Here is a 24,741-nt window from a genome sequence, read left to right on the forward strand (position 1 = left end):
GCTATAAGGAGATTTTATTCGGATGCAGGTTTCAGATTTCCTGCAAAATGACAAGCCACAAATCGTTCCGGAGCCACTTCACGAAGCTCTGGAGTCACATCTTTACACATGGCCTGACGATGTCTGCAACGTCCATAGAAGCGGCAGCCTTCTGGAGGATTGATGGGAGATGGCACATCTCCTTCCAGAAGTATACGCTCTCTTTTTACATCGATTCTTGGCACAGGAATCGCAGAAAGCAGTGCCTGAGTATACGGATGAAGCGGGTCTCTAAACATCACATTGTACTCAGACAGCTCCACGATCTTACCAAGATACATGACCGCAATCCGGTCACTGACATGCTTCACCACACTAAGATCGTGGGAGATAAACATATAGGTGAGGTCAAACTCCTTCTGAAGATCGCCCATGAGATTGAGAATCTGCGCCTGGATGGATACGTCAAGGGCAGAAACCGGCTCATCCTGAACAATGAACTTTGGTTTTAATGCCAAAGCTCTGGCAATACCGATTCTCTGTCTTCTTCCGCCATCCAGCTCATGAGGATAAGCATTGGTGAGTCTTTCTGCAAGACCAACAGTATCCATCAGTTCTTTCACTCGATTGATTCGTTCCTTCTTATCCTTGAAGACCTTGTTGACTATAAGAGGCTCCGAGATGATCTCTGCTATGCTCATTCTGGGATTCAGAGAAGCAAAGGGATCCTGGAACACGATCTGCATCTCTTTTCTCATATTTCTCATCTGCTGCTTGTTGAATGTGCGGATGTCCTGACCTTCAAAAAGAATCTCTCCGTCTGTGGCTTCCAGCAGCCTCAAGACCACACGTCCTGTGGTGGATTTTCCGCATCCGGACTCTCCCACCACTCCTAAGGTTTCTCCCTTGTTGATGAAGAAATTCACATCATCCACGGCGTGAAGAAGGCCTTTCTTCGTTTCAAAATACTTTTTGAGGTTTCTCACCTCTAGCAGTTTTTCTTTATTCATAGCCTTTACCTCATCCATTACTTTTCCACTCCTTCTTCATAAAGGAGACATTTCACAAAATGTCCCGGTGCCACTTCTGTGTTCTTAGGCACTCTCTGAGAACAGATGGGCATTGCCTTATCGCACCTTGGATGGAACGGACAACCAGACGGAAGATTTGTTGGGTCTGGCATCAGGCCTTTAATTGGCTTCAATCTATCCATATCACTTTCGATGTCAGGAATCGAATTGAACAGTCCCACGGTGTAAGGATGTTTCGGACTTGTGAAAAGCTGCACCTTGTCCGTGTACTCAATGACATTGCCGGCATACATGATGGCTACTTTATCGCACACTTCTGCCACGATTCCCAAGTCATGGGTGATCATGATCATCGATGTGTTCAGCTCAGTTTTCAGCTTCTTCATAAGTTCCAGCACCTGGGCCTGAATGGTCACATCGAGGGCTGTTGTGGGCTCATCTGCGATGAGAAGCTTCGGATTACACGCAAGGGCAATGGCAATGACCACTCTCTGCCTCATGCCACCGCTGAACTGATGGGGGTATTCCTTGGCTCTTTCTGCAGGAATCCCTACTTTCAGAAGCATTTCATTAGCTTTATTGAGTGCTTCCTGAGTAGAGAGATTCTGATGAAGCCTTATAACTTCAGCGATCTGTTCTCCTACTGTCATGACAGGATTGAGAGAGGTCATAGGATCCTGGAAAATCATGGAAATCTCATTCCCTCTGATTCTTCTCAGTTCACCTTGTGTTTTTCCAATGAGATTGCTCCCCTCAAAAATCACTTCCCCGGAAATGATCTTTCCCGGTGGATCCGGAACAAGCTGCATGATGCCTAAAGCTGTGGTGGTCTTTCCAGCTCCAGTTTCCCCCACAAGACCCAACGTTTCTCCTTCATTGATTTCCAGATACATATCCTGAACAGCCTTCACCACGCCATCAACGGTGATGTAGTGTATGGCCAGATCTTTAATTTCCAGTAATTTTTTCTTTTCCATTACTTTCGCCTCCTAGCGCACGCTAATTCTTCAGTCTTGGATCCAGCGCATCTCTAAGCCCATCCCCAAGAAGGTTCAGCGCAAAGATGGTAATCATAATTGCAAGACCAGGGAAAGCCGTGAGATGTGGATAGTCTCTGATATACTGACGTCCGCTGTTCAGCATTGCTCCCCATTCCGCAAGAGGCGGCTGGATGCCTAGCCCGATAAATCCAAGTCCCGCTGCAGAAAGAATCGCATTGGCCACTCCTATGGTTGCCTGAACAATCAGTGGTGCCATGGAGTTTGGAATGATGTGCTTTAAAATCAGTCTGGTATCATCTGCACCCACTGCTCTTGCCGCTTCGATGAACTCTTGGTCCCGAAGGGATAATACCGAAGCTCTTACAATTCGCCCATAAGAAGGAATAGAACCAATACCTACCGCAATCATAACATTCCGAAGTTCAGGCCCTAAAGCCGCCACAATGGAAATGGCCAGCAAAATGGAAGGGACCGCTAGAAGAATATCAATGAATCTCATGATGACATTATCAATCTTGCCACCATAAAAGCCTGCGACAGCACCCAAGGCACCACCTATAAACATTGCGATACCCACAGCAATCAGCCCAACCTTCAAGGAGACCTGAGCTCCATAGACGATCCTTGAAAAGATATCACGTCCGAAATTGTCTGTACCGAACCAATGGTCCTTGTTTGGTGTCTGGAATCTGCGCATAAGATCCTGGTCATCATAGCCATAGGGTGCCACATAATCTGCAAAAACTGCTGCTAGAATCAGGATCACCATTACGAGAAGTCCCAGCATTGCGGCTTTGTTTTGTTTCAGTCTGCGCCAGACTTCACGCCATGGGCCGGACTTTTTCTTCTTTTTCACTATAGTGTTTTCCGCCATAGAACCATCCCCCTACTTATACTGTGACTTGATTCTTGGATCAAGATATGCATAAAGAATATCCACACCAAGATTCACGATACTGAATACCACGGCAATGAAAAGTACGCCTCCTTGCACAAGAAGCATATCTCTTGATTTGATGGCATCTACCATTAGTCTTCCTACCCCAGTGATACCGAAGATGGATTCTGTAAGTACCGCACCACCTAGAAGGTAACCGAACTGAAGACCAATAACTGTGATAACTGGAATGAGTGCGTTCTTCAGCGCGTGTCTATTAATAACGACCGACTCTTTCTGCCCCTTGGCACGAGCCGTTCGGATGTAGTCCTGTCTAATGACCTCCAGCATACTGGAACGGGTCATACGTGTAATGATTGCAGCAGAGCTGGTTCCCAGGGTGACCGCAGGAAGAATCATGTGCTTCCACGTATCAAATCCAGAAGAGGGAAGCCATGCCAGCTGTATAGAAAATAATAGAATCAGCAGCAGCCCCTGCCAGAAGTTCGGCATGGATACACCGACCAACGCAAAGACCATGGATGCGTTATCAAAGAGAGAATACTGCCGCGTGGCCGAGATAATTCCCACGGGCACTCCTATGAGTACAGCGACTAGAACCCCCAATGCCGCCAGTTTCAACGTGTTGGGAAATCGTGCGGCTATTTCATCAAATACGGGACGGTTGGTGATGTAGGAACGACCAAGATCCTGATGTACCACCGCATTTTTGACATATCTTCCATATTGCACAAAGAAATTGTCATTGAGTCCCAGTTCATCTCTTAACCTCTGCACCTCAACCTCTGGCGCAGATTCTCCCAGCATGATTCTTGCAGGATCTCCTGGAGTAAAGTACATCATTGTAAATACAATGAATGATACGCCTATCATAACGGGAATCAGCATCACCAGACGTCGGAGAATATACTTGTACATAAAATTTCCCCCTTGTGTATTAACATCAAGATAGGGCCATAGTACTATGACCCTATACTCTCTGTATGCTTTTAAATTAATCTTGAATTATTCGAAGTATACACCCGCAAGCTTATGATGACCGGCTGGATGCTGTGTGAAGCCCTTAACGTTTGCTCTAGTACCTGTAAGGTCTTCTCCAGTCCATGTGAAGATCCATGGAGCTTCGTCTCTGATGATTTCCTGAGCTTCTTTGTATGCTGCTTCTCTTGCTGCAGGATCTGCAGTTCCACGAGCAGTATCAAGAAGTTCATCTACTCTGGCATTGCTGTAGAAAGTTCTGTTTCCAGCTGCACCATGCTGTGAGCTGTGGAACAGTGCGTACAGACCGTAGTCCGGATCACCAGTAACAGTTACCCATCCAAGGATGAACATGTCATGTTCTCCATTGGCAGTACCGTCCAGGTAAGCACCCCATTCAATAACCTTAACTTCTGCTTCAATTCCAATTTCCTTCAGCTGATTCTGAACGATTTCAGCGATATCCATTCTCTGCTGGTTGTCATTGGTCCAGATGGTGGTTTTGAATCCATCTGCATATCCAGCTTCAGCCATGAGGGACTTCGCTTTTTCGATGTCAAATCCATATTCATCCAGTTCCTGATTGGACGCCCAAACGTTAGGACCTAATGGACCCTTGGAAGGAGCACCAACACCTGCATACACTACATCAACGATGGTCTTCATATCCAGTGCATAGTTGATCGCCTGTCTGACCTTGACGTTGTCAAACGGAGCTTTGTTTGCATTGAATCCGATGTATGTGGTGGAAAGGTTCATATCTCTTAACAGTGTGAGGTCGCCATTCTCTTCGACTCTGGTCACATCGGTAGGCTGCACATCATAAGCGATGTCCACTCCGCCAGACTCCAGTTCGATGGTTCTTGTGGTATTGTCTGCGATGTTTCTGAATACAACGTGAGCTACCTTGGCTTTTTCACCATGGTATTCATCATTTCTGTCCAGTTCGATCTTGTCTCCGGTTACCCAGTTGGCAAACTTGAATGGTCCAGTTCCCACAGGCTTCTGGCCATAGTCTTCTCCACCTTCAGTAACAGCCTTCTCATTGAGAATTCCTGTTGCAGTGTGCGCCAGATGCGCAAGCAGTGGAGCAAATGGTTCTTTTGTGGAGATTCTGATGGTATAAGGATCAACAACTTCAATCTTCTCGCCATCAATAGCCCCAACGATATGACCAATGTGTGTGGATTCCAGAGCTCTCAGAAGTGTGAACTTCACATCATCTGCTGTCAGCTCTTCGCCATTATGGAACTTAACCCCTTGCTTCAGTTTGAATTCAAAGGTCAGTTCATCTACCTGATCCCAGGACTCTGCAAGACCTGGCTCCAGTTCCATTTTTTCATTCTGATTGATTAGAGTCTCATAAATCTGTTTTGAAACTCTGGAGGAAGGCTGGTCGTTGGTTGCATGAGGATCAAGAGACTTCGCATCAGCACCCATACCTACGATGAGTGTGTCCTTTGCAGTTTCTCCTGGTTCTTCTTCGCCAGGCTCTTCTCCCGGCTCTTCTGTGCCAGGTGTCTCTCCCTCTGGAGGTGTTTCAGATCCGCCGGAACATCCCACTACGGTGAATGCCATAACCAAGATCATACTGACGAGCAATGAAATACGTTTCTTGTTCATTAAGGTTCCCCCTTTTCTTTTATCCTGATTTAATCCTAAATCATAGGAACATTATATTCACAAATCATAACGTTATCAAGTGATACTTTTGAGATTTTTGGCATTATGACTGATTATATTGAACTGAAAATAAGAGCATTTTAACAAAATGGTAATTTGTGTGTTAGGAATTGATAATTATACTTTGATGACCAAAATTTTAGAATGCTTGAATTCACTAGCCTACAGCAATTCATTTCTTAATATTCAGTTTATTTGTAGGTTTTTAGGGAATCGCTTTCATAATAAATTCATAATTTTATCACAAATTACCAATTGTAAGTTTTTTTGCAGTTATTTTGATATATTATGATTATGGGGGGGATTATATGTCAAAATTACTAGATAGATTCGAAACAATCTTTGAAGTGAGGCGGAAAAAACAGAGTTCCTTATCCATACTCTTCACATTTCTTCTGCTCCTTCTGGTGGGAAATTCTCTGTTTTTTGTCATGACCTATCAGAAGAAAGCCTATGATCGATATGAGCTGGAGTATCAGATGGTGCACTCTGCTTTCCTGGAGTATCATGAGAAGCAAGGAGTCTATCCAGTTCGAGAGCCCATAGTATGGAAAGACGAGAAAAATCTTCAAATGTTTTTTGAAGAAAACCAGTTTCCACTGACTGGCTCCATCTCTTATGTGGATCTTGAAGCGCTGAAACTCCCATCAGAAGTGAAAAAAACATATCTTTGGGACAAGGACAGAAGCATGCTTTACACCTCTGAGTTCGTCAGCTTTGGCCTCAGAAGATGGCATCTTCCAGGTGCCAGGTAATCTTTTAGGCATTGAAAAAACCATCCTGAACTCCAACTGGAATCAGGATGGTTTTCTATTTTCATGTGAAAGCCCGGTTAGAGCACTTCTCTTGTCCATCGGTTGGACTGATAGATATAGTACCCATAAAGCACCACCAGGATATTGGAGACATTCATGGCAATCCAGACACCTCTTTGACCTAAACCAGTGAACTGGTTGAAGATCAGAATCAATGGGATTCTCACAAGCCAAAGCCTTCCGATGGCCATGAACATGGAGTAGTTTGTATGCCCCGCTCCCTGGAAGAGTCCCTGGAAAATAGAGAAAAGACCCATGAGCGGTATGGTCGGCAGGATATAAATAAGATACTCCAAGCTTTGGGACACCATGAGCTCTTCTGCTGTTGGAGTGAAAAAGTAAATCAGCTCTGTTCTGAAGACATAAATGAGGGCACTGCCCACGAGACTGATGAGAAGAGAAAGCTTCACCGCTTTCCAGAATCCTTCCTTGACCCGCTCCGGATTCTTCGCCCCCATATTCTGTCCCACGATGGAGGTAAGCCCTGAACCAATGCCCATGGCCGGCATCATGATGATGTTGTTGATGCGGTTGATCAGGGCAAACGCCGCCAGAAGAGAAGTGCCGTAAGATGCGATGAAGGTATTGAGCAAGATAAACCCAAATGCTGCTCCAGACTGCCCCGTTGCACTGGGAAGTCCCACTTTCATAATCCTCTTCAGTTTCTTTGTTTCCAAGGGGATATTCTTGAAGGACACTGAAAAAGCCTTGGATGTTTTTCTCATCATATAGTAACCAAGAAACATGAGCACCACATGAGCAATAGAGGTAGCAGCTGCGGCCCCTCCTACCCCCATGCCAAGTCCACGGATTCCTAATAGGGGTATTTCTGAAAAAATGAAAAATGGATCCAGGATGATATTCACCACCGCTGCGATGCTGTTGACGATGGTGGATGATTTTGTGTTCCCTTGAGCATTCATGATGGCCATGAATCCCATAAAAAGGATATGCGGAGGCACACCCAGGAAAATGATTTTCAGATACTCTGTGGAAAGAGCTCCAAATCGGCCTTCACCACCCATGAACTGAATGATATAGGGTGATGAGATATAGCCTAGTCCTCCGAGAATCAGTCCAATAAACCCACTAAAGAGAATCACATGATAAGCGTACTCTTTTGCTTCCTTCTGTTTGTTTCGGCCGATGAGCTGCGCGAGGATCGAGGTTCCCGCAATCTGAACCCCCATACCGATGGCCTGAAAAAGAAACATCACGGGATTCACAAAAGACACCGCTGCAAATTCCGTGGTGCCAAGCTGCCCCACAAAGTAGGCATCGGCCATATTGTAGAGCGTCATGATGAGATTGTTCACTATGAGTGGAAAAGAGATCATAAGAAGCACGGAGTACATGGGACCATGTAAGATCATCTCCGTCTTGGATGTTTTTTTCGCCATGTTTATTTGTTCTGTTTCCGCCATCTTTATCCCCTCCCTTACACTGGTACAAAACCCACTGTGCTGATATCTCATTCTTTCTGATATAGTTCAATATACCATGTTTTCCCGGCGTACTGGACTTCTCTCCGGTACAGATTCTCCTCTAAAAGATACAAAAGGGAAGCACCCGCTTCCCTTTGTACTCCACTATTCATTTCTAGAAACTGACGTATCGTTGAGACTTTCTGAGATCTTCAGCAGAATCGATTCCCTTGAAGGCTCCATATCTGTATGATAGAACACGCGAAGAACCAGGTCTCCTTTGACTGCAACAATTTCCCATTGATTCCTAACATAGACTTCATCTAGTCCATCGACAATCACTGCTTCAAAATCACTGACAACTGTTCCGTAGTATAAACTGGCTTTCAGCGATTCCAGAAATCGATCTCGAATCCTTTGACTTTTGATAAGATATACCTCTTGATCAAGATAGATGTATCCTTGAGTTCCATTACTGAACTCCTTTGTTTTTATCACTTTGCCAAAAATGGTCTTCCTGCTTCTATACTTTCCCTCATAGGCATCGGATGTTTCTTCCTCATGAAATTCTCCTTCATGAAGCTCCTCAAGGGTTATGAAGGGCCCTTCAAAAGAGCTGGGACTATCTCCTCTTACTGAGGTGGAACCTTCAATGAGCCCTAAAATCAGAACTCCTGAAACAAATACTGCAACAATACCTTTTTTACAGACTCGAACCAAATTTTCAAAAGTGGTGATCATCCTAAGCGGTACGCCTTTTCTTAATTTCGAGATCAGGTACTGACTGCTGATCATTCCTATAGCATAATACCCGATCCCGAGTGCAATCGATCCAAATACAAGAAATGCAAATGCAGGCATTTCAATAAGCGCTTCATAGAATCTATCTGAAATATATCTGAGATATGCTCCAGCACTTCTTTTGGGATATCCAGCCATCTGTATCGCAAAGAGAATAGCATATGTGACAATCAACGTCAGAAATTCCTTCAGAAAACTTTTTCTCAATATCTTCATAGACTCTATCTGATCTTCAGGCTGCGTATAGAGTTCTGGTGGATCTGTATTCTTGTCTGCAGAAAAAATCTGAATCTGACGCTTTCCGCATACATGGGTCCAGCCGCATTCCTCATAAACAAGGATCTGTTCCTCTGGAATCTTTCCATCTTCCAGCCTTTTATCGTCCACGATCTCCACCCGGTAGCTAAGGTTCTTTGGTTCTTCTTTTCGGAATCTGCTGAGATAATGGCCTCTCTTTTCAAGAATCATGCCTTTCTTAGCCTTTCTCTCATAGAACTCTTCCGTTTCAGTAAGAGAAAAGGTACTTGGATGAAAATAGTACTTCTTTTTCTTTTTCATATGAGCCCTCCAGAGTTATTCTGTCCGTCCTTAGCGTTTTCGCTCTTGTATTCTCTCTTTATGATTTACCAAAAGACCGTTCTTTACTGTTTAGAATCTCCGAGAGCTTATGGAGAAACTCTTCCTGTGACAACTGGTTTTCAGAAAAGGTTGTAATATTTAAAACTAACTCATCTTTTACCACGACCATGTCATAGCTGTTTTTCACATAAACCTCATCCAGTCCAGCTACACTCCGCTCAACATAGTCTTCGTCATATTTACCAAGAAGGCTTTCATTAATCAGTACCTCTACCAGCATCCCTCGGAGTTTATCATTCTTGATCTCATAGACTTCCTGAATAAAAGTAATATCTTTGTAAAACTGATTGCTGCTTTCCTGAGTCTTAATAATTTCTCCCCAGATAGTCTTTTTCTTTCTGTAGTAATCCTCTCCCAGAATGGAGTTCTCATCAGGAGGTGCTTTTTTGACATCAAAGTCTGAAAGTGTCACATAAGGTCCTGCTGCTTCACTGGGATCTTCCCGTTTTTCATATGTGAGGATCTCTGGAGCGCTCATAAGAAGCAGTCCGATCAAAACTACCATGGTTGCTCCTTTTTTAAATGGCTTTAGCTCTTTTCCATAAGGCTTGATTTTTCGAAGGGGTATCCCTTTCTTTAACCTGGAAATATAGTACTGGCTGCTGGAGATGCCAAAGAGGTAGCGTCCAATCCCGTTCACAAGGATCAGCACATAGAGTATCGCCAGCGGTGGTTTCTCCATGAGAAACCGAAAATATAAGGAGCCCACATTCTTCAGGAACTGGCTAAAACTCCCTCCACTAAATACTTGAAAGTTGATAAAGAGGAACAGTGACCATGATGTCAACATACTGATAAATGCCATAAAATCAGTTTTACTCAGTATCTTAATGGATTCGATCTGATCTTCCGGCTGGTAGTAAAGCTCTGGAGGATCTGTACTCTTGTCTGCTGAAAAGATCTGAATATGACGGTGCCCACATACATGGGTCCAGCCGCATTCTTCATAGATGGCGACCTGCTCTTCCGGTATCTTGTGTTCATTTAATTTATCATAGTCGATGACTTCTACCCGGTAGCTGAGATTCTTTGGCTCTTCCTTTCGGAATTTGCTTAAATAGTTTCCTCTTTTCTCTAGAAGCAGACCGTTCTCTGCCTTTTTCTCATAGAACTCTTCAATTTCAGATAAAGAATAGGAACTTGGATGAAAATAGTACTTCTTCTTCATGTGAGATCCTCCAGTATTTTTCCATCATCCACCTGATTTTTCAGGCGCTGGTATTCTTCTTTCAGGGCTTCTATGCCAAGGGCTGTGATATGGTAGGTTTTTTTCCTTCCTTCTTCTTCCACAAGACCGATGAGACCTTCTTTATTCATCCGGGTGAGCACGCCATAGAGTGTACCTGGACCCATGAGAAGCCTTCCCTTGGAAAGCTCTTTGATGCTTTGCATCATGCCATAGCCATGGCTGGGATGAATGAGAGATAGAAGGATATAGAATGTGGCTTCGGTCATAGGTGTGCTGCTCATTTCCCGTCTCAACTCCTACTATTATGTTACGCGATATATCGTGTAACATAATAGTAGCGGAGAATATACCTGAATGTCAAGAGTTCCAACTAAAAAAGAGCCTCTCACCCAATGAGAAACCCTTCTTTACTTTGACCTATCTCCAGAACCCTGAATGTTCTTTCTTGTCTTCGATGTTATAGGCAATCATCTTATGAAGAAGCTCAAAGTCCACAGGTTGTTTCCACGGAATCTGAAAAAGCTCTTTCAATAGTGGATACTGTGCCTTTAGAATATCGTCCTGAAACTTCTGAAGGCAGGCTCTCTCCGGTCCCACCGAAATATGACCCTTGGACACACTGAAGCCGATGATAAAGGTGCCATGGTCGGTAAACATGGGCTGTTTCCACTTCACTTCTTCCTGAAGCTCTGGAAACTCCTTCCGGATGTAGGAAATAATCGATACCAGCCGTTGCCTTTTTTCACCTTCTTCCACCGTTTCCAGAAACTCTTGAAAAGTATTCATCTTCCTCCACTTCCTTGTTTATCTACTCCGGCAGCACATCGTAAGCAAGTTTCTCAATGATTTCCTGATGCTTTGGATAATCAGCAAGCAGTTCCTTCTTCGTGAACAGCCTAAAGTCTTTAAAATCAAATCCAGGCACCACGGTGCAGCTGACTAAGGCATACCCTTCTTCTACAGATGACCCGAAGATCTCACCTGCTTTCACCGTATGGTGCGGCACCATTCCAGTTTCCAGTCCCAATACTGTTTTCTCATAGGTGCCATCTCTTAGAATAGAATGTACCGTCAATGGATTTCCTCCATGGTAAAACCAGAGCTCATCCGACACCAGCTGATGAAAATGGGACGGACTCTCCTTTGTGAGAAGAAAATAGATGTTGGTATACAGGGGCAGATTTGCCTCTTCTTTTCCATATTTTTCTTCAGATCTGTCTGTTTGTCTATAAAATCCACCTTCCGGATGGGGCTCTAAATTCAGTTCTTTGATCCATTCCTCTGCTGTTCTCATGATGCACCTCACGTTTTTTATTTCAGTATAACAAAAAACTCTACAGATTTTGTGAATCTCTAGAGTTTTTCTGCATAGTCTATGGCAGTGTGATCTTATAGGAATGTTTATAGTAACGATCCGTGGAGGTTTCCTGGGGTATGATGAAGCCTCCCCCACCTGTATATCCTCTGTAGTCCACTGTAGAGTCTGCTACCACGCCTTTATGTGTCATGGTAAAATCCTCCATGGTCTTTTCATAAATCTCCTTCATCACATCTTCAGGTTTCAAAGAAGAGAAAAATCTTCCTTTTTCCTGGGCTCCTGCTGCGGAAAGATAAGCAAGGCCCATATAGTTACCATTGGTTGCAATGAAATCATCCACATCTCCAATACTGGTCTCAAAATAAAAAGTTCTTAAGTACTCTCCGTCCACTTCAAACTGAAATTCTGGTCTAATGGAGTAATTCGGCACTTCAATGACATAACCATCCTGCTCCACCTCTTCCCAGTCTCCATGCTCATTGAGCTGTTCTACAGGTTCCTTGTCGAAGTATGCTACATAGTAGCGGTAGTTCTCGGAAAACTCTGTTAGAGTAAGTTCTCCCCGATGGGGTGGCAGCGTCTGATATCCCATGAAAAAGAAGATACTCAGAAGGTAAAAACCATAAGCAGCCACAAAAAGCACCGGCCTTAAATTCCTTTCATCCTTCAGTCTGTAGGAGAATCCCAGCTCCCACGGCTGCTGCTCTTTCTCATCCGCCCGTTTATAAGATTTGTAGAGTGTGTACAGCTCCAAAAACGTAATATTAAACGCCAAGCCATAATAAAGCACGCCTAAAGTTCTTGTGAACGCCTCCCGATAACTTGGATACTCTCCATCTTCCCGGCGGACCACCAAACCCCATATGGCTTTTCCTGGTGTTGTTCCAAGTTTTGAAAGAAGCAGTGGCTCTATAAGAAGCATGAGAACTGTTCCAAGAATCGTATCCACGATATTATCAAACCTATTGTGGTTTCTCAGAAAATCATGGAATACAAACACCCTCACAATGGTGATGAGCAGTGTATAGAAAGCAAGATCCAGGATTCTTGCAAAAAATCTTCGCCATGGTGCATAAATCTGTGGAGTCCTGTCTTCCTTTTCTGGATAATAGGGACGTCCCGTTTCTTTTTCCTTCTCCTCCAGGAGATGAAGGTACTTTAGCCCGTCAAGCTTCTCCAGGCTGTCCACTTCATTTTTCATAACCATACATACTTCTTTGGCGTAGTGAATCTGCCCCTCTTCATTTTCAAGAGTACGGATTCGCTCTTCCAAAGTTTCCCTGATTGAAGATGCTCCAGAGAATATTCCTTTGATTTCTTCCACCGTCATATGAAGACTTCGAAAGAGTTTAATCTTATAGAGTGCTTCCAGGTCTTCTTCCCCATACTCCCGGTATCCGTTCTCCAGTCTCTTTGGATGAATGAGTCCCTCACTCTCATAAAACCGGATACTGGATCTCTCCAACCCAGTTTTTTCTTCCACTTCCTTAATTTGCATTAGCTCTCCCCCCTTGTATTACTTCTATTTTAAACTATAATCAAAGATTACAGTCAAGAACTATCGGCGATTCCTTTATATTTTTCTCTATATATTGTCCTATATGGAATCTATGGACTATATAAAACGCATTTTCATCCATAGTAGTGCATTCTCCACACCGTAGCCTTCCCCTTTGATAAATTGAATAAGGACCGATAAAATGGTATTCTCAATTATATTGGGAATAGAAAGAATACGAGGTTATTTGAAGAATGGAAAATTTAGATCTTCTCCCTGTTCTATTGGCAAGTGATATTAATGTATATAGTATGGCGAGAGCTTTTCATGAAGAGTATAACGTTCAATCCCTCATGGTGGCGAGACATCCTTCTGGTCCAGTGATGAACTCAAAAATCCTAAGATACTGGGAAGAGAAAGAGTTAGATGATACCCAAGTATTTTTGGATACCATGAAAAAAATCCACGAAAAAAACAAAGATAAAACCCTCATTCTCATTGGATGTGCAGACCATTACGTGAGGCTTATTGTTGAAAACAAAGAGGCGCTGAAAGGGATGTATATCGTCCCTTACTCCGATAAGGAAGTACTCGACAACATCGTCCTGAAGGAAACCTTCTACAGCCTATGCAGCAAGTATCATTTAGATTATGCCAAGACCCTTGTCTATAAGAAGGAAATGAATCTGGATTTCACCCTGGATTTCGACTTCCCAGTGGTGCTGAAGCCTTCCGATTCTGTAAGCTATAATAAAAATTCCTTTGAAGGTCAGCATAAGGTCTACTTCATTGACAATATGACAGACTTGAAAGATACCCTGAAAACCATCTATGGACATGGCTATGAGGATAATATGATCATCCAGGAAAGAATCCCCGGGGATGATTCCGCCATGTATGATCTGCAAGTCTATGTAGGCAGTGACCATAAAGTGAAGCTGATGAACTTTGGCAATGTTCTTCTGGAGGAGCATACACCCAAGGGAATCGGCAGCAACGCTGCAACCTTAGTGGATTACAATGAGGAACTGATGAAAAAAATCCAGGTTTTCCTCGAAGATATCGGTTATGAGGGTCTTGCAGACTGTGACCTGAAATATGATTATCGTGACGGCACCTACAAGATGTTTGAAATCAATATCCGTCAGGGTCGAAGTCACTACCGGGTCACCGGTGGCGGAGATAATCTGGCGAAGTATATTGTGGAGGACTATGTGCTTCATAAAGAGCTTCCATTGAAGTTTGTGAAAGATGAATATTTCTGGCATGTGGTTCCACTTGGTGTTGTGTACAAATACATGAAAGATGAAGAAAAGGTCAAGAAGATCAAACGGCTTGTAAAAGAAGGAAAAGTATGTCACTCACTTTACTACAATAGAGATCTGAGCTTAAAAAGATGGGTTTATCTGAAGCTTAGAGATTTCAATCAGTACAAGAAATACAAGGAACATTTAGGCTAACACAGTATCGATATTGTACACAGGTAAAGAGGAAAGCAGGGTCTTGCAGCGCAGACTGGTTCCTCTTTTTCTTTAATATCATATGTAGGGGGGATATTTATGAACTTGACTTTATCACATCTCAAAAAGGAACAATGGAAAGGAACAGAACTTCCCTTGGATTATATCAGTACGGAGTATTATGATGTAAAGATCTTGCAAAGCAGCGTAGGTTTTGAGATTTCTCTCACCAAAGAACCCCTGAAAGCGCCTTTTATCAGCCGATCTGATGAAAAGGGGTATCCGGATAAGCTCTATGAAGAGTATCGAGAAGATCCTTATGCATGGGGATACCTGGACGGAGAGAGACTGGTGGCAGCTCTAGAAACTGCCTCAGAGAACTGGTCCAACAGACTGCGTATTTCTGAGCTTTTTGTGGAGGAGACCTATCGTAGAAAAGGTCTGGGACACCACCTCATGGCCATTGCAAAAGAACAGACCAGAAGAGAGAAAAGAAGAGCTCTGATTCTGGAGACCCAATCTTCCAATGTCCCTGCCATCACCTTCTATCTGAAGGAAGGATTTACCCTCATCGGTTTTGACTCCTGCGCCTACAGCAATGAGGATCTTCAAAGAAAAGAAGTACGGCTGGAACTGGGCTGGTTCCCAGAAAAAAGAAAAAAGCTGAAAAAAGAGGACATTCTCATCCGAGAGGAGAACCCGGAAGACCATCACCAAGTGGAAGCCATGACCCAAAGAGCCTTCTGGAACAAACATCATCTGGGATGTGATGAGCATTATCTGGTCCATAAAATTCGGCAGCATAGGGACTATATCCCAGAGCTTTCAAGAATTGCACTGGTAGACGGGGAAATTGTCGGTGCCATATTTTATACGAAATCCTTTGTGAAGGATGAAAATATAGAACAGGAAGTGCTTACCTTCGGTCCACTTTGCGTAGATCCTCTTTGGCAGGGAAGGGGCATCGGAGAGGCTCTTCTTACAGAAACAGCACAACTGGCCAAAGAAAAAGGCCATCAGGGAATCATTATTTTTGGTGAACCGGATTACTATCCACGTCTTGGTTTTAAGACCTGCGACCATTATGGCATCACCACAAAGGACGGGAAAAACTTTGATGCCTTCATGGCACTGGAGCTTTCAAAAGACTCCCTGAAAAATATATTTGGCAAATTCTACGAATCTCCGGTTTTTGAAGACTTGCCCAAGGAAAAGGTGGAAGAATATACTGCTCTTTTCCCAGAGCTTCCAAAAATCCCCTTTCCGGATCAGTGGGACTGATTTCCTCAAAAATAGAAGAGCTGCAGCAAATAAGCGCTGCAGCTCTTCTTTCTTCTCTTTTTTATCAGTCTTTTTCATCCACTTCAAACTCTGTGATGAGTCCAGTATAGGCATTGATTTCAATCTCATATTCTTTTCCCTCATGATGAATTTCAAAATCATAACTGTCCTCATCCGTGTCCTCATCTACGATGGTTCCATTGACTCTCTCTAGGGCAATTCGTCTTGCTTCCTCCAAAGTAATCCTTGATTTCTGCGGTGTGCCTGTTCCTCTATCATCGTCATCATCGTTATCATCCACTTCAACTTCTTTCACCGCTCCCGTGAAGGCATGAACTTCGACTTCATATTTTTTCCCATCATAGCGGATGTCAAAATCATAGCTGTCATCGTCTCTTTCTTCTTCTACAATGGTTCCATTGATTCTGCCCAAAGCGATCCTTCTTGCCTCTTCCAAGGTGATTCTTGATTTCTGCGGTGTGCTTGTTCCTCTATCATCGTCATCGTCATCCACTTCAACTTCTTTCACCACTCCAGTAAAAGCATGGACTTCGATTTCATACTTTTTCCCATCATAGCGGATGTCAAAATCATAGCTGTCATCGTCTCTTTCTTCTTCTACAATGGTTCCATTGATTCTGCCCAAAGCGATCTGTCTTGCCTCTTCCAAAGTGATTCTTGATTTCTGTGGTGTATTTGTTCCTCTATCATCGTCATCATCGTCGTCATCCACTTCAACTTCTGTCACTGCTCCAGTGAAGGCATGGATCTCAATCTCATGCTTCACCCCATGATAGAGAACTTTCATCTCATACTCCTCATCATCCAGCTCCATCTTCAGAAGCTCTCCTGGATACCTTCCCAGTGCGATGCTTTTTGCTTCTTCAAAGGAGATCATGCCTTCCTTTGGCTGGTCACTGTTGTAAGTATACGAGGATAGAACCTGGAAGATCTCCTCCTGATCAAGATCCTGGGCTCTGTAATATTCCAAAAGTTCTTTCAGCGTCATATTCTCCAGTTCAGCCAGGCCTAGGGAAACACCAAGCTCATTCAGTCTTCCCACAGCAGCTTCTCTGCCTGTGAGGTTCTGTTCTACTGAATCTTTGAAGTTTCCAGCTAAAACTGTGGCTTCAATCTGCTTGTTTTCCAGGTAAGCTCGGATCATCTCATTGACTTTTAGTACCTTCTCCTCGTTGGCTGCAAGATCTCTTACACTGATCATCACCACATTATCTGTACCGCCGTCAATAAACCCTCCAAGAATCATAAGATCCACCAGCTCACTTACAGTCGCTTCCAGAGATCTTGTGTCATTTGTGAATCCTGTCAGAAGTTTTTCTGCGTCTTCATTAAGCGCTCTCACTTCAACCACTTGCTCCAGCCGGTTGGTCACCACTTCAATGCTTGGGTTCACATCCATGGTCATACGGAAAGAAGGTGCCGTAAGATAGTAAAAGAGTCCAGCCACTAGCGCGATCGTAAGCAGTGGAAGCATCAGTATCATTTTTCTTGATTTCATCATGGGTAAAACCTCCTGTTTTTTTGTCTTATATCTATATAACAGAGGATCTTCTCATTTTATTGCATCGATTTAAAATTAATCCTCATCGTCATCTTCAACTTCTTCATCATCCCTATCGTCAACTTCTTCATCCTCTGTATCATCTTCACCGTCATCGTCACTGTCGTCCTCTTCATCCAAAGCCTCTCTGTCATGGTCTAGAATCCTTCCCGTGAATGCATCAATCTCCAGCTCATGCTTTTCCGCGTCTGTGTGGATTTCAAACTCATAACTGTCCTCATCCAGATCTTCTTCCACAATTCTTCCGCCAGTTCTTTCCAAAGCAATTCTTCTGGCTTCCTGTAGGGTGATTCTGTTTCTTCCTTCTCCTCCGGAGGGGTTTTCATCGGGGTTTTCCTTCTCCTCCGGTTCCAGATGCTCCACTTCTGAAAGGTCCTCACTCTCAATGATCCTGCCCAGATCTAGCTCCAGATTTTTCGAGAGAAGCACCAGCTCTTCCAGTGACATCTTCACCAGATCCTCTACCAGAAGTCCTTCCTGAAGAATCATCAGATTTCTGATGAACGTCATTTTGCTGATGGATATGCCATATTCTTTCGCATAGTTCTCTATGGCGCTGGTCTTTTCTAGGCGCTGATTGAGAAGTATCGGAACAATTTCCCTGTTTTTCAGATAGGCATGAATGAGATCATCCAGTCTGTTAAGCTTCTCCTCTTCCTTCATCTCATTCCTGCTGAACACCGAAAGAAGCATCACTTCTTCTTGGCTTCTCAGATATCCTTCTTCAATAAGTTCCTCCAGAATCATCTCCGTCACGTCCTCATAGGATTTTCCACTGTAGTCTATATCCTGAAGTAGAACTTCTCCCTCCACATTAGAAGCTCGAAGCCCAATCACTTCATTCTTCTTGTTTGTTTTCAGTTCTATGCTTGGATTCACATCCAGATAGATTTCACTGTCCACCACCTGGTAGGTGCGATACCAGCTGCCGAACATAAGAAGCAGTATGGCTGCGGTGGCGAGTGGAATCATGGATTTCACAAATGGTCTTTTTGTCTCCTGACGGGTGATCTCATCATGCCGAAGCATTTTAACCACAGGTTTTCCTTTGATCTCTTCCAGAAGATCAAGCGGTGCCGTTTCTATAATATTCTTCAGTCGCTTCTCAATCTGACTATCCTTCATGATCTTCCCTCCTCCAAATAAGTTCTCAGCTTTTTCAGCCCCCGGTGATACTTGGAAAGCACCGTGGAAAGCTTCATCCCAAGGCTTTCGGATATCTCCTTATGTTTCATCCCTGATACCGCATATAAAAGAATGATTTCCCGCTCCTCTTCTGTGAGATGCGCCAGCACATGTTCCAGCACCATCCGGTCCTCCAGGTCTGTCACATAGGAGAATCTCTTGTCATTTCCAAGAAGGGACGTATCCTCCAGCTGAACCCGGTTTCTTTTTTTATACTCTGTGTAGTAGATGTTCTTCGCAATGGTGAACATCCATGCCAAGGGCTTCCCCATGGGCTTATAAAGATGGGCGGCAGAAAGAATCTTCAGATAGGTTTCCTGCATGATCTCTTTTGACAGCTCATGGTCCCTGGTGAGGGAGACACAAAACGCATAAAGCGCTCTTTCGGTGAGATGATACAGTTCATCCAGAGCATCAGTGTCACCGGCACCGATCCTTTGAAACAGACTTTCATCCACTGCCAGGGAGTCCCCTTCTTCTTTGGGGGTATTCTCTTGTAGCACAAAAGTGAAAAGTATCATCTCGACTCCTCCTATACCATTAACTGCGCTGCATGGGCTTTTATTGCATACCATGCTCAAATTAACATTTTGTTCATAAATAGAGCCAGGAAAAAGATGATGTCTTTCCCCTGGCCGGTTTTCTCTTCTTTGTAGTATACCATAGAATCAATTGCATGAAATTAATTTCCTGACACGTCAATGCAGAAGTCTCTACCGGTTTTTAGGAGAGAGGTTGCAGCTTTTCTTCCAGAAGCAAATTATTCGGCGCTATTGAGCCTCTCAAAACGTGGTAGAATAAAGAAAACACCACTGGAGGAAGAGACATGATGTGCACAATCATCCCCTATACGCCCGACAAGATAAATGAAGTCAGAATGCTTATAGAAGACCCCTTCGTCAGAGAAGATCTCCTTGGGTGCCTCGAAGAGTTCCCGGATTGCGGCCTGCTTGCCATGGAAAAAGGTGCCATCGTAGGCGCTGCAGTCTTTACTGGAAAAAATGAGGCCACAAGCTTCACCCTTTATGTGGGAACATCCTATAGAGAACGAGGCGTCGGTACAAAGCTACTTCTGGAGCTGGAAAAAAGCATGCGCTCCAGTGCTGTGAAGGAAGTCTATTGTGATTTTCAGGAAAATCCGAAGCCTTCCTCTTTTGTAGTGAATAACGGCTATCCTCTCCAGTTCCGGTCCAGTCTCATGACCTTCCAAGGTGCTGATGCTGTCTTATCTGATCAACGGATCCGTCTCTATGAAGATCAAGACTATGAGGCTGTTCGTGACATCCTTCACCGTGCATTTCAAAAAATGCGGAAACAGGTGGGTCTTCCACTGAAAGAGGCACCAAAAAGTAGAGAAGAAAAAGAAAAGTATCTGGAAAATAGAACCTCTATCTTTGTTCTGGAAGAAGAGAGCATCATAAAAGGCTGCATCTTTCTGGACGGCCATGAGATAGACAAACTGGCGGTAGCGCCTGAAGAAGAAGGAAAAGGATATGGGAGAGCCCTCCTTGCGGCGGGTGTAAAAAATATACGAACCCATCATAAGGAAGCCGCCCTGTGGGTGGTCCAGGGAAACCCTGCGGAAAAGCTCTACACAAGCTTTGGATTCCAGAAGAAAAGACTTCACTGCTTCCATAAAAAGATATTGTCCTAAAGGAGAACTTATGATTACTTTTGATAAATCCCCTGCTCTTACCCGATGTTTTCACGACCTGTCCCTCTCCATGGTCAGCATGCAGGAATTCCTTAGAAAGCTCTTGCCTTATATGGAAAAGCCTTTGACAGAAAAAGAGGAGAAAGACGTGCTCTTTCTTTTTTCACAGTATGGAGTCCCTCAGCACTCCCTGAAGATCTCTCCAAAGCTACTTAAGAATCATCCCTATTTTAGAAATATCCAGCTCAAAGAGATACAAACCGAAACAGTTTCCTACAAAGAAACTGTCATTCCAAAAAGAAGGCTCATGAATACAGATTTCATGAAACCGCTGGGCAGACACCTTTTTCACTATCATCCTCTGGGATACTTCGAAGAAGACATCCGGATGCCAGCTCTTCATGAAGGCCACACTATTTGGATGGCTCCAGCCGTCAGTGAGTTCACCAGCATGGAAGAAGGCATCAGGAAGGGTCACGGCAAATGCCTCACCTTTGGCCTTGGCATCGGCCTCATCGTCTACATGTGGCTCAGAAAAGAAGAAGTTACTGAGGTAACCATTGTAGAATTCAATGAAGATGTGATACAGCTCTTTCAAAAGCATATTCTGCCTCAATTTCCAGAAGGAAAATCCGTAAACATCATCCATGGAGATGCCTTTGACTATTTTACCGAGGACTTTCTAGAGCAGTTTGATTACGTGTACGTTGACTTCTGGGAATCCACCGAAGACGGTCTTCCCTACTATACAAAGCTCATGGAGACCGGCGTAGATCTTCCCCAGGTGGACTTCTGGATTGAAGATGCCATTCTCATGGATGTGAAATACCTCACGTTCCTCTACCTGAAGCATGTGTATGAAGGGAAAGCACCCAGTGATTTTATGTTTCAGCAGGATTTTTCCCTGGCGAAATATGCCCGGAAAATCCATTTTTTCTTCCAGCATCTGGAGATGACCATCTGTTCACCGGAGGAGCTTCTTAGCCTCATTCACAGCAGAAATGTCCTGAGAAGCATTCTATCCATCTAAATATGTCCCTACAGACAACCCCCCCCTGGAGCCTGATAAAGCTTCCGGGGGGTTTTTATAAATCAATCTAAGCTATGAGCACTAAGCAGAAGAGGAAATAACCTCACAAACCATAAGTGATGAAAAATGACACTAAATGAAGTAGATGAAATTCATTTAGTGGAGAACTTTCTATTATATTTTACCAATTTTCTCTCATCTTTTAGTCTCATCAATTCTGTGATAAAATAGATTTTATTATGCAAAGTATGTTAAAATTTGACAATATATGATTGGACCATCGAGAGAACAAAAGACCCTTCGCCCACAAATCAGGAGGATACAATGGAAAAAAACTTTAAAGCATCGAGATTTAATGCGCTGACAAATACAGAAGAGGATGGTCTCATCCTTTTCAACAGCTATACTGGAGCTCTTGCGGACTTCTCTAAGGATGAAAAAGAAGAAGTCATGGGCTACCTGAAAAACCAGCCAGGCTTAGAAAGCTCCCCAGTGAAAGAAGCCCTCATTGACCATGGCTTTCTTGTGAAGGAAAGTGCTGATGAAAAAAAGAGAGCAGAATTTCTTCATCAGTCCCTGCATCGCACCGATATGCTGCATCTCATTCTCATGCCTACCGAGGCCTGCAACTTCAGATGCACTTACTGCTACGAATCCTTTGTCCGAGGCAGGATGGATGAGAATACCACAGCTGGTGTAAAGGCTCTGGTACGAGAGAGAATAAAAACGCTGAACACACTCCATATCAGCTGGTTCGGCGGAGAGCCGCTCCTGGAGCTTGATCTCATGGAGGAGCTGACAACAGTCTTCCAGGAAGAAGCAAGAGATCACAACGTATCTTATTCAGCAGACATTTCCACCAACGGCTACTTCCTGACAACGGAAGTGTTCCATAAACTGCTGTCCATGGATGTCCGGCAGTTCATGATCACCATAGATGGTGTGGAAGCGGTCCATGACAAGAGACGGTTCCTCATTGGTGGTGGAAAAACCTTCAGTGAAATCATGGAGAATCTGAAGTCTGCCAAAGAAAGCACTGAAAACTTTGATCTTTCCATCCGTGTGAACTTCGATGAAGACAACCTGAAGGAGACGGAAGAACTCACCCAGTACCTGAAGGAGCAGTTTGCAGGAGATCCACGTTTCGGGATTCTCTTCCGACCTGTAGGCAGATGGGGTGGAGAGCATGATGAGGACATTCCCATCTGTTCCCATATCACAGCCAATGAAAAAATGTGGCAGTTCACTGAGAACGCCATTGATGAGAAGCTCCATATGAGCAGTATGATTGGCGGTATCATGAACCCTGCGGGCTCCGTCTGCTATGCCGCAAAGCCCAATGCCTTCGTCATTGGAGCCAACGGCCAGCTCTACAAATGCACCACAGCACTGGATGCTGAGATCAATCATGTGGGAACACTAAACGCCGACGGCACCATGAATCTTGATTACGACAAACTTATTTCCTGGGTGACCTCAGGAGAAGAGACGGATCCTGTCTGCCAGAACTGTTTCTACAGACCTGCGTGTCAGGGGAACCACTGCCCCTGGTATAGAGCCCTAACAGGTGACAGACCTTGCCCATCAGAGAAAAATAACATCAAGAAAGTTCTGAAGCTCGTTTGGAAGAACAGTCTATTATAATAATACCTATACCCTTTTGAAAGGAGGTGAGCACCCATGCGTATCGTAAGACCTGCAGTATCCCCAAACAAGGTAACTTCCGGAAGAATCCTGAAGGCTGCTCCTGGAAACCTGAAATAAGGATCCATCATCATAAGAAGTATTCCTCTGGGAATGCTTCTTTTTTTGTTTCGTGTAAATAAAATCTTTATCCACATGATTTTTGCATGATTCCACAGACTGGACTTGGGTCCTGTGTATAACAAAAAGAGAGATCCTGCAAAGGCCAAAACCTTTCAGATCTCTCCATTTCTCATTCTCTTCTACTGCCCATTCTTAGAGAAAGCGCTCTTTCTCTCCATTGATCATAGCACCTTCATGATCCTCCAAAGGAATCACCAGGCACTTTTTCCCGTCAATGATCTCTTTTCGGATGGAAGAGATTTTATCCTCCTTCACTTTCACCACCACTGGGAACTCTTCTTCTGGCGCGTCCACTTTAGCCTTTTCCAGTTCCTCTTTTAAAATGGTGACTTCTTTCCGAAGATGCTCTTCCTTTCTTCTCTGCTCTTTCTCCTTGAGCACTTTGGCATCCAATAGGCTTTCCGCAAGCGGCAGGTCCACCCCATAATAACTCTCATAGGATTTGGCAATCTCCTCAGTGTACTTATCCGGAACTCCACTGTCACGAAGAAGATCCTCCACCTCATCCTGGCGGAGTATCATAGGTTCCACATCCGCATCGCTGTAGGTGTCCTTAAATTCAAGAAGCCTTCCATGCAGCTGGTCCTGGATCTCCATGAACAGGGTTTCTGCATCCTCTTTTCCATCTTCCAGGGTCCCCTTCACCATGGCCTGGAACGACTCTTTCTGAAGTGTCGCTGTTTCTTTCATCTTGCAGCCCAAAATCTCTTCCATGAACTCAATATGGGGATCCTTTGGATTCTTGGTATAATACATCACCCGGTCAATATCTTGGCTCCGGTCAATAAACGCAGGATAGACAAAGCCATGTTTAGGCATATCCACCACCCAGTCCCGATGACGCGCTTTGATCTTATTCTCATCCTCCATATAGCTGAGGCCGGCATCAGATAAAGAAACAGGACACACAGCACAGAGGACATACTCATAGACTTCTTCCGATTCATCCACTTTGAGATTGTCTTCTGTCTTGGTGATGACATCATATACATCATGGAAAAGAAGAATGATAAAGTTTCCCACATACTCATAGGTGTCAATGATTCTCTGATAGAGTTCATCCAGCACATCATCCTTCAGAAGTCTGCTCTTTTTAAGATTCATATAGAACTCCTGATGTCCTTCTTCTTTCTTTTCCGAATCAAAGCTCAGATCTAAAATATTATTACCGATGCTGCCGCTCAAGACCTTTTTCGCAATCTCCAGATACTTATGAAATTCATCATCCTCAAGATTCAGGAAGGTCTCCCGGAACTTGGTGACAATGGCTTTTTCTCCATTGACATAGCATCCCGCCATCTTGGTGAAGGTCGCCTGTTCTTTCTTATACCTTTTCTTGATTTCCAATATGTCTTTTTTTTGCATTTTGTTCTCCATTTCTTTCACTAAGATCTCATTTCTTCCTTCCCTAATTTAACACATCTAGAGGAAGATATCCAAGTGAAAAAGAAGCCCTTTTTCACTTGGG

The 24,741-nt window shown here is 43.9% G+C and carries 22 protein-coding genes; 6 read left to right on the forward strand and 16 right to left on the reverse strand.

Annotated features, from left to right (window positions below; translation table 11 throughout):
- Positions 1 to 14: 14 nt before the first annotated feature.
- From BM243_RS11675 to BM243_RS11695, 5 genes are all read right to left on the reverse strand, one after another.
- Positions 15 to 989 carry an ABC transporter ATP-binding protein gene (locus BM243_RS11675; protein ID WP_074912566.1) on the reverse strand — a complete coding sequence of 325 codons (975 nt, stop codon included), beginning with the start codon at positions 987 to 989 and terminating at the stop codon, positions 15 to 17.
- 17 nt (positions 990 to 1,006) lie between these two features.
- On the reverse strand, positions 1,007 to 1,987 hold the full coding sequence (locus BM243_RS11680; protein WP_074912540.1) for an ABC transporter ATP-binding protein: 981 nt from the start codon (positions 1,985 to 1,987) through the stop codon (positions 1,007 to 1,009).
- A 22-nt stretch (positions 1,988 to 2,009) separates the two neighbouring features.
- A complete protein-coding gene (locus BM243_RS11685) occupies positions 2,010 to 2,885 on the reverse strand; it encodes an ABC transporter permease (protein ID WP_074912541.1) in 876 nt (291 codons plus the stop codon).
- A gap of 12 nt (positions 2,886 to 2,897) precedes the next feature.
- Positions 2,898 to 3,827, reverse strand: coding sequence for a nickel ABC transporter permease (gene nikB / locus BM243_RS11690; RefSeq protein WP_074912542.1), 930 nt, complete (start codon positions 3,825 to 3,827; stop codon positions 2,898 to 2,900).
- 87 nt (positions 3,828 to 3,914) lie between these two features.
- On the reverse strand, positions 3,915 to 5,510 hold the full coding sequence (locus BM243_RS11695) for a glutathione ABC transporter substrate-binding protein (protein ID WP_074912543.1): 1,596 nt from the start codon (positions 5,508 to 5,510) through the stop codon (positions 3,915 to 3,917).
- Positions 5,511 to 5,878: 368 nt separating this feature from the next.
- On the opposite strand from BM243_RS11695, the gene BM243_RS11700 reads away from it, so the two are divergent.
- Entirely contained in the window at positions 5,879 to 6,325 is a 447-nt protein-coding gene (locus tag BM243_RS11700) for a hypothetical protein (RefSeq protein WP_074912544.1), read from the forward strand.
- A 77-nt stretch (positions 6,326 to 6,402) separates the two neighbouring features.
- Here BM243_RS11700 and BM243_RS11705 read toward each other — a convergent pair whose 3' ends face one another.
- The 7 genes from BM243_RS11705 to BM243_RS11735 all read right to left on the reverse strand — a co-directional run bounded on the left by BM243_RS11705 (position 6,403) and on the right by BM243_RS11735 (position 13,254).
- Positions 6,403 to 7,809: an MATE family efflux transporter gene (locus tag BM243_RS11705; RefSeq protein WP_242943551.1), complete on the reverse strand. Its 1,407-nt coding sequence runs from the start codon at positions 7,807 to 7,809 to the stop codon at positions 6,403 to 6,405.
- 165 nt (positions 7,810 to 7,974) lie between these two features.
- Complete coding sequence (locus BM243_RS11710; protein ID WP_074912545.1) at positions 7,975 to 9,168, reverse strand: DUF2812 domain-containing protein; 1,194 nt, start codon at positions 9,166 to 9,168, stop codon at positions 7,975 to 7,977.
- Between the two features lie 58 nt (positions 9,169 to 9,226).
- Positions 9,227 to 10,417, reverse strand: coding sequence for a DUF2812 domain-containing protein (locus BM243_RS11715; protein WP_074912546.1), 1,191 nt, complete (start codon positions 10,415 to 10,417; stop codon positions 9,227 to 9,229).
- The gene (locus BM243_RS11720; protein ID WP_031575429.1) at positions 10,414 to 10,719 is read right to left on the reverse strand and encodes a PadR family transcriptional regulator; all 306 of its coding nucleotides are present in this window, start codon (positions 10,717 to 10,719) and stop codon (positions 10,414 to 10,416) included. Before BM243_RS11720 ends, BM243_RS11715 begins: the two co-directional genes overlap by 4 nt.
- 136 nt (positions 10,720 to 10,855) lie before the next feature.
- Positions 10,856 to 11,224, reverse strand: coding sequence for an iron chaperone (locus BM243_RS11725; protein ID WP_074912547.1), 369 nt, complete (start codon positions 11,222 to 11,224; stop codon positions 10,856 to 10,858).
- Positions 11,225 to 11,246: 22 nt separating this feature from the next.
- Positions 11,247 to 11,732: a cupin domain-containing protein gene (locus BM243_RS11730; protein WP_074912548.1), complete on the reverse strand. Its 486-nt coding sequence runs from the start codon at positions 11,730 to 11,732 to the stop codon at positions 11,247 to 11,249.
- Positions 11,733 to 11,811: 79 nt separating this feature from the next.
- Positions 11,812 to 13,254 (reverse strand): MerR family transcriptional regulator, encoded by a 1,443-nt coding sequence (locus tag BM243_RS11735; protein WP_074912549.1) that lies wholly within the window; start codon positions 13,252 to 13,254, stop codon positions 11,812 to 11,814.
- A 254-nt stretch (positions 13,255 to 13,508) separates the two neighbouring features.
- Between BM243_RS11735 and BM243_RS11740 the strand changes: the two genes are divergently transcribed.
- The gene (locus BM243_RS11740) at positions 13,509 to 14,714 is read left to right on the forward strand and encodes a carboxylate--amine ligase (protein ID WP_074912550.1); all 1,206 of its coding nucleotides are present in this window, start codon (positions 13,509 to 13,511) and stop codon (positions 14,712 to 14,714) included.
- A gap of 99 nt (positions 14,715 to 14,813) precedes the next feature.
- Positions 14,814 to 15,995 carry a GNAT family N-acetyltransferase gene (locus tag BM243_RS11750; RefSeq protein WP_242943552.1) on the forward strand — a complete coding sequence of 394 codons (1,182 nt, stop codon included), beginning with the start codon at positions 14,814 to 14,816 and terminating at the stop codon, positions 15,993 to 15,995.
- 64 nt (positions 15,996 to 16,059) lie between these two features.
- On the opposite strand, the gene BM243_RS15060 is transcribed toward BM243_RS11750, so the two are convergent.
- The 3 genes from BM243_RS15060 to BM243_RS11770 all read right to left on the reverse strand — a co-directional run bounded on the left by BM243_RS15060 (position 16,060) and on the right by BM243_RS11770 (position 19,283).
- Positions 16,060 to 17,517 (reverse strand): PepSY domain-containing protein, encoded by a 1,458-nt coding sequence (locus BM243_RS15060; RefSeq protein ID WP_083422780.1) that lies wholly within the window; start codon positions 17,515 to 17,517, stop codon positions 16,060 to 16,062.
- 75 nt (positions 17,518 to 17,592) lie between these two features.
- Positions 17,593 to 18,702 carry a PepSY domain-containing protein gene (locus BM243_RS11765; protein ID WP_074912551.1) on the reverse strand — a complete coding sequence of 370 codons (1,110 nt, stop codon included), beginning with the start codon at positions 18,700 to 18,702 and terminating at the stop codon, positions 17,593 to 17,595.
- Positions 18,699 to 19,283 (reverse strand): RNA polymerase sigma factor, encoded by a 585-nt coding sequence (locus tag BM243_RS11770; RefSeq protein ID WP_083422781.1) that lies wholly within the window; start codon positions 19,281 to 19,283, stop codon positions 18,699 to 18,701. Before BM243_RS11770 ends, BM243_RS11765 begins: the two co-directional genes overlap by 4 nt.
- Before the next feature lie 305 nt (positions 19,284 to 19,588).
- Between BM243_RS11770 and BM243_RS11775 the strand changes: the two genes are divergently transcribed.
- The 3 genes from BM243_RS11775 (at position 19,589) to BM243_RS11785 (ending at position 23,090) form a co-directional block, all read left to right on the forward strand.
- Entirely contained in the window at positions 19,589 to 20,416 is an 828-nt protein-coding gene (locus BM243_RS11775) for a GNAT family N-acetyltransferase (RefSeq protein WP_074912552.1), read from the forward strand.
- A 10-nt stretch (positions 20,417 to 20,426) separates the two neighbouring features.
- Positions 20,427 to 21,446, forward strand: a complete 1,020-nt coding sequence (locus BM243_RS11780; RefSeq protein WP_074912553.1) for a hypothetical protein — start codon at positions 20,427 to 20,429, stop codon at positions 21,444 to 21,446.
- 324 nt (positions 21,447 to 21,770) lie between these two features.
- Complete coding sequence (locus BM243_RS11785; RefSeq protein ID WP_074912554.1) at positions 21,771 to 23,090, forward strand: radical SAM/SPASM domain-containing protein; 1,320 nt, start codon at positions 21,771 to 21,773, stop codon at positions 23,088 to 23,090.
- Positions 23,091 to 23,405: 315 nt separating this feature from the next.
- Here the strand turns inward: BM243_RS11785 and BM243_RS11790 are convergent, their stop codons facing one another.
- On the reverse strand, positions 23,406 to 24,638 hold the full coding sequence (locus tag BM243_RS11790) for a DUF4317 domain-containing protein (protein ID WP_074912571.1): 1,233 nt from the start codon (positions 24,636 to 24,638) through the stop codon (positions 23,406 to 23,408).
- Positions 24,639 to 24,741: the final 103 nt, after the last annotated feature.

Origin of the sequence: Proteiniclasticum ruminis (assembly GCF_900115135.1) — a bacterium.
In the GTDB taxonomy this organism is placed as follows: Bacteria; Bacillota; Clostridia; order Clostridiales; family Clostridiaceae; genus Proteiniclasticum; species Proteiniclasticum ruminis_A.

Excerpts from the sequence above, each read along its gene's own strand:
- BM243_RS11705 (WP_242943551.1), bottom strand. The coding sequence starts at position 7,809 with ATGGCGGAAACAGAACAAATAAACATGGCGAAAAAAACATCCAAGACG.
- BM243_RS15060 (WP_083422780.1), bottom strand. The coding sequence starts at position 17,517 with ATGATGAAATCAAGAAAAATGATACTGATGCTTCCACTGCTTACGATC.
- BM243_RS11775 (WP_074912552.1), top strand. The coding sequence starts at position 19,589 with ATGATGTGCACAATCATCCCCTATACGCCCGACAAGATAAATGAAGTC.
- BM243_RS11790 (WP_074912571.1), bottom strand. The coding sequence starts at position 24,638 with ATGCAAAAAAAAGACATATTGGAAATCAAGAAAAGGTATAAGAAAGAA.
- BM243_RS11695 (WP_074912543.1), bottom strand. The coding sequence starts at position 5,510 with ATGAACAAGAAACGTATTTCATTGCTCGTCAGTATGATCTTGGTTATG.
- BM243_RS11710 (WP_074912545.1), bottom strand. The coding sequence starts at position 9,168 with ATGAAAAAGAAAAAGAAGTACTATTTTCATCCAAGTACCTTTTCTCTT.
- nikB (WP_074912542.1), bottom strand. The coding sequence starts at position 3,827 with ATGTACAAGTATATTCTCCGACGTCTGGTGATGCTGATTCCCGTTATG.
- BM243_RS11780 (WP_074912553.1), top strand. The coding sequence starts at position 20,427 with ATGATTACTTTTGATAAATCCCCTGCTCTTACCCGATGTTTTCACGAC.
- BM243_RS11725 (WP_074912547.1), bottom strand. The coding sequence starts at position 11,224 with ATGAATACTTTTCAAGAGTTTCTGGAAACGGTGGAAGAAGGTGAAAAA.
- BM243_RS11735 (WP_074912549.1), bottom strand. The coding sequence starts at position 13,254 with ATGCAAATTAAGGAAGTGGAAGAAAAAACTGGGTTGGAGAGATCCAGT.
- BM243_RS11715 (WP_074912546.1), bottom strand. The coding sequence starts at position 10,417 with ATGAAGAAGAAGTACTATTTTCATCCAAGTTCCTATTCTTTATCTGAA.
- BM243_RS11785 (WP_074912554.1), top strand. The coding sequence starts at position 21,771 with ATGGAAAAAAACTTTAAAGCATCGAGATTTAATGCGCTGACAAATACA.
- BM243_RS11740 (WP_074912550.1), top strand. The coding sequence starts at position 13,509 with ATGGAAAATTTAGATCTTCTCCCTGTTCTATTGGCAAGTGATATTAAT.
- BM243_RS11730 (WP_074912548.1), bottom strand. The coding sequence starts at position 11,732 with ATGAGAACAGCAGAGGAATGGATCAAAGAACTGAATTTAGAGCCCCAT.
- BM243_RS11680 (WP_074912540.1), bottom strand. The coding sequence starts at position 1,987 with ATGGAAAAGAAAAAATTACTGGAAATTAAAGATCTGGCCATACACTAC.
- BM243_RS11675 (WP_074912566.1), bottom strand. The coding sequence starts at position 989 with ATGAATAAAGAAAAACTGCTAGAGGTGAGAAACCTCAAAAAGTATTTT.
- BM243_RS11720 (WP_031575429.1), bottom strand. The coding sequence starts at position 10,719 with ATGAGCAGCACACCTATGACCGAAGCCACATTCTATATCCTTCTATCT.
- BM243_RS11750 (WP_242943552.1), top strand. The coding sequence starts at position 14,814 with ATGAACTTGACTTTATCACATCTCAAAAAGGAACAATGGAAAGGAACA.
- BM243_RS11770 (WP_083422781.1), bottom strand. The coding sequence starts at position 19,283 with ATGATACTTTTCACTTTTGTGCTACAAGAGAATACCCCCAAAGAAGAA.
- BM243_RS11765 (WP_074912551.1), bottom strand. The coding sequence starts at position 18,702 with ATGAAGGATAGTCAGATTGAGAAGCGACTGAAGAATATTATAGAAACG.
- BM243_RS11700 (WP_074912544.1), top strand. The coding sequence starts at position 5,879 with ATGTCAAAATTACTAGATAGATTCGAAACAATCTTTGAAGTGAGGCGG.
- BM243_RS11685 (WP_074912541.1), bottom strand. The coding sequence starts at position 2,885 with ATGGCGGAAAACACTATAGTGAAAAAGAAGAAAAAGTCCGGCCCATGG.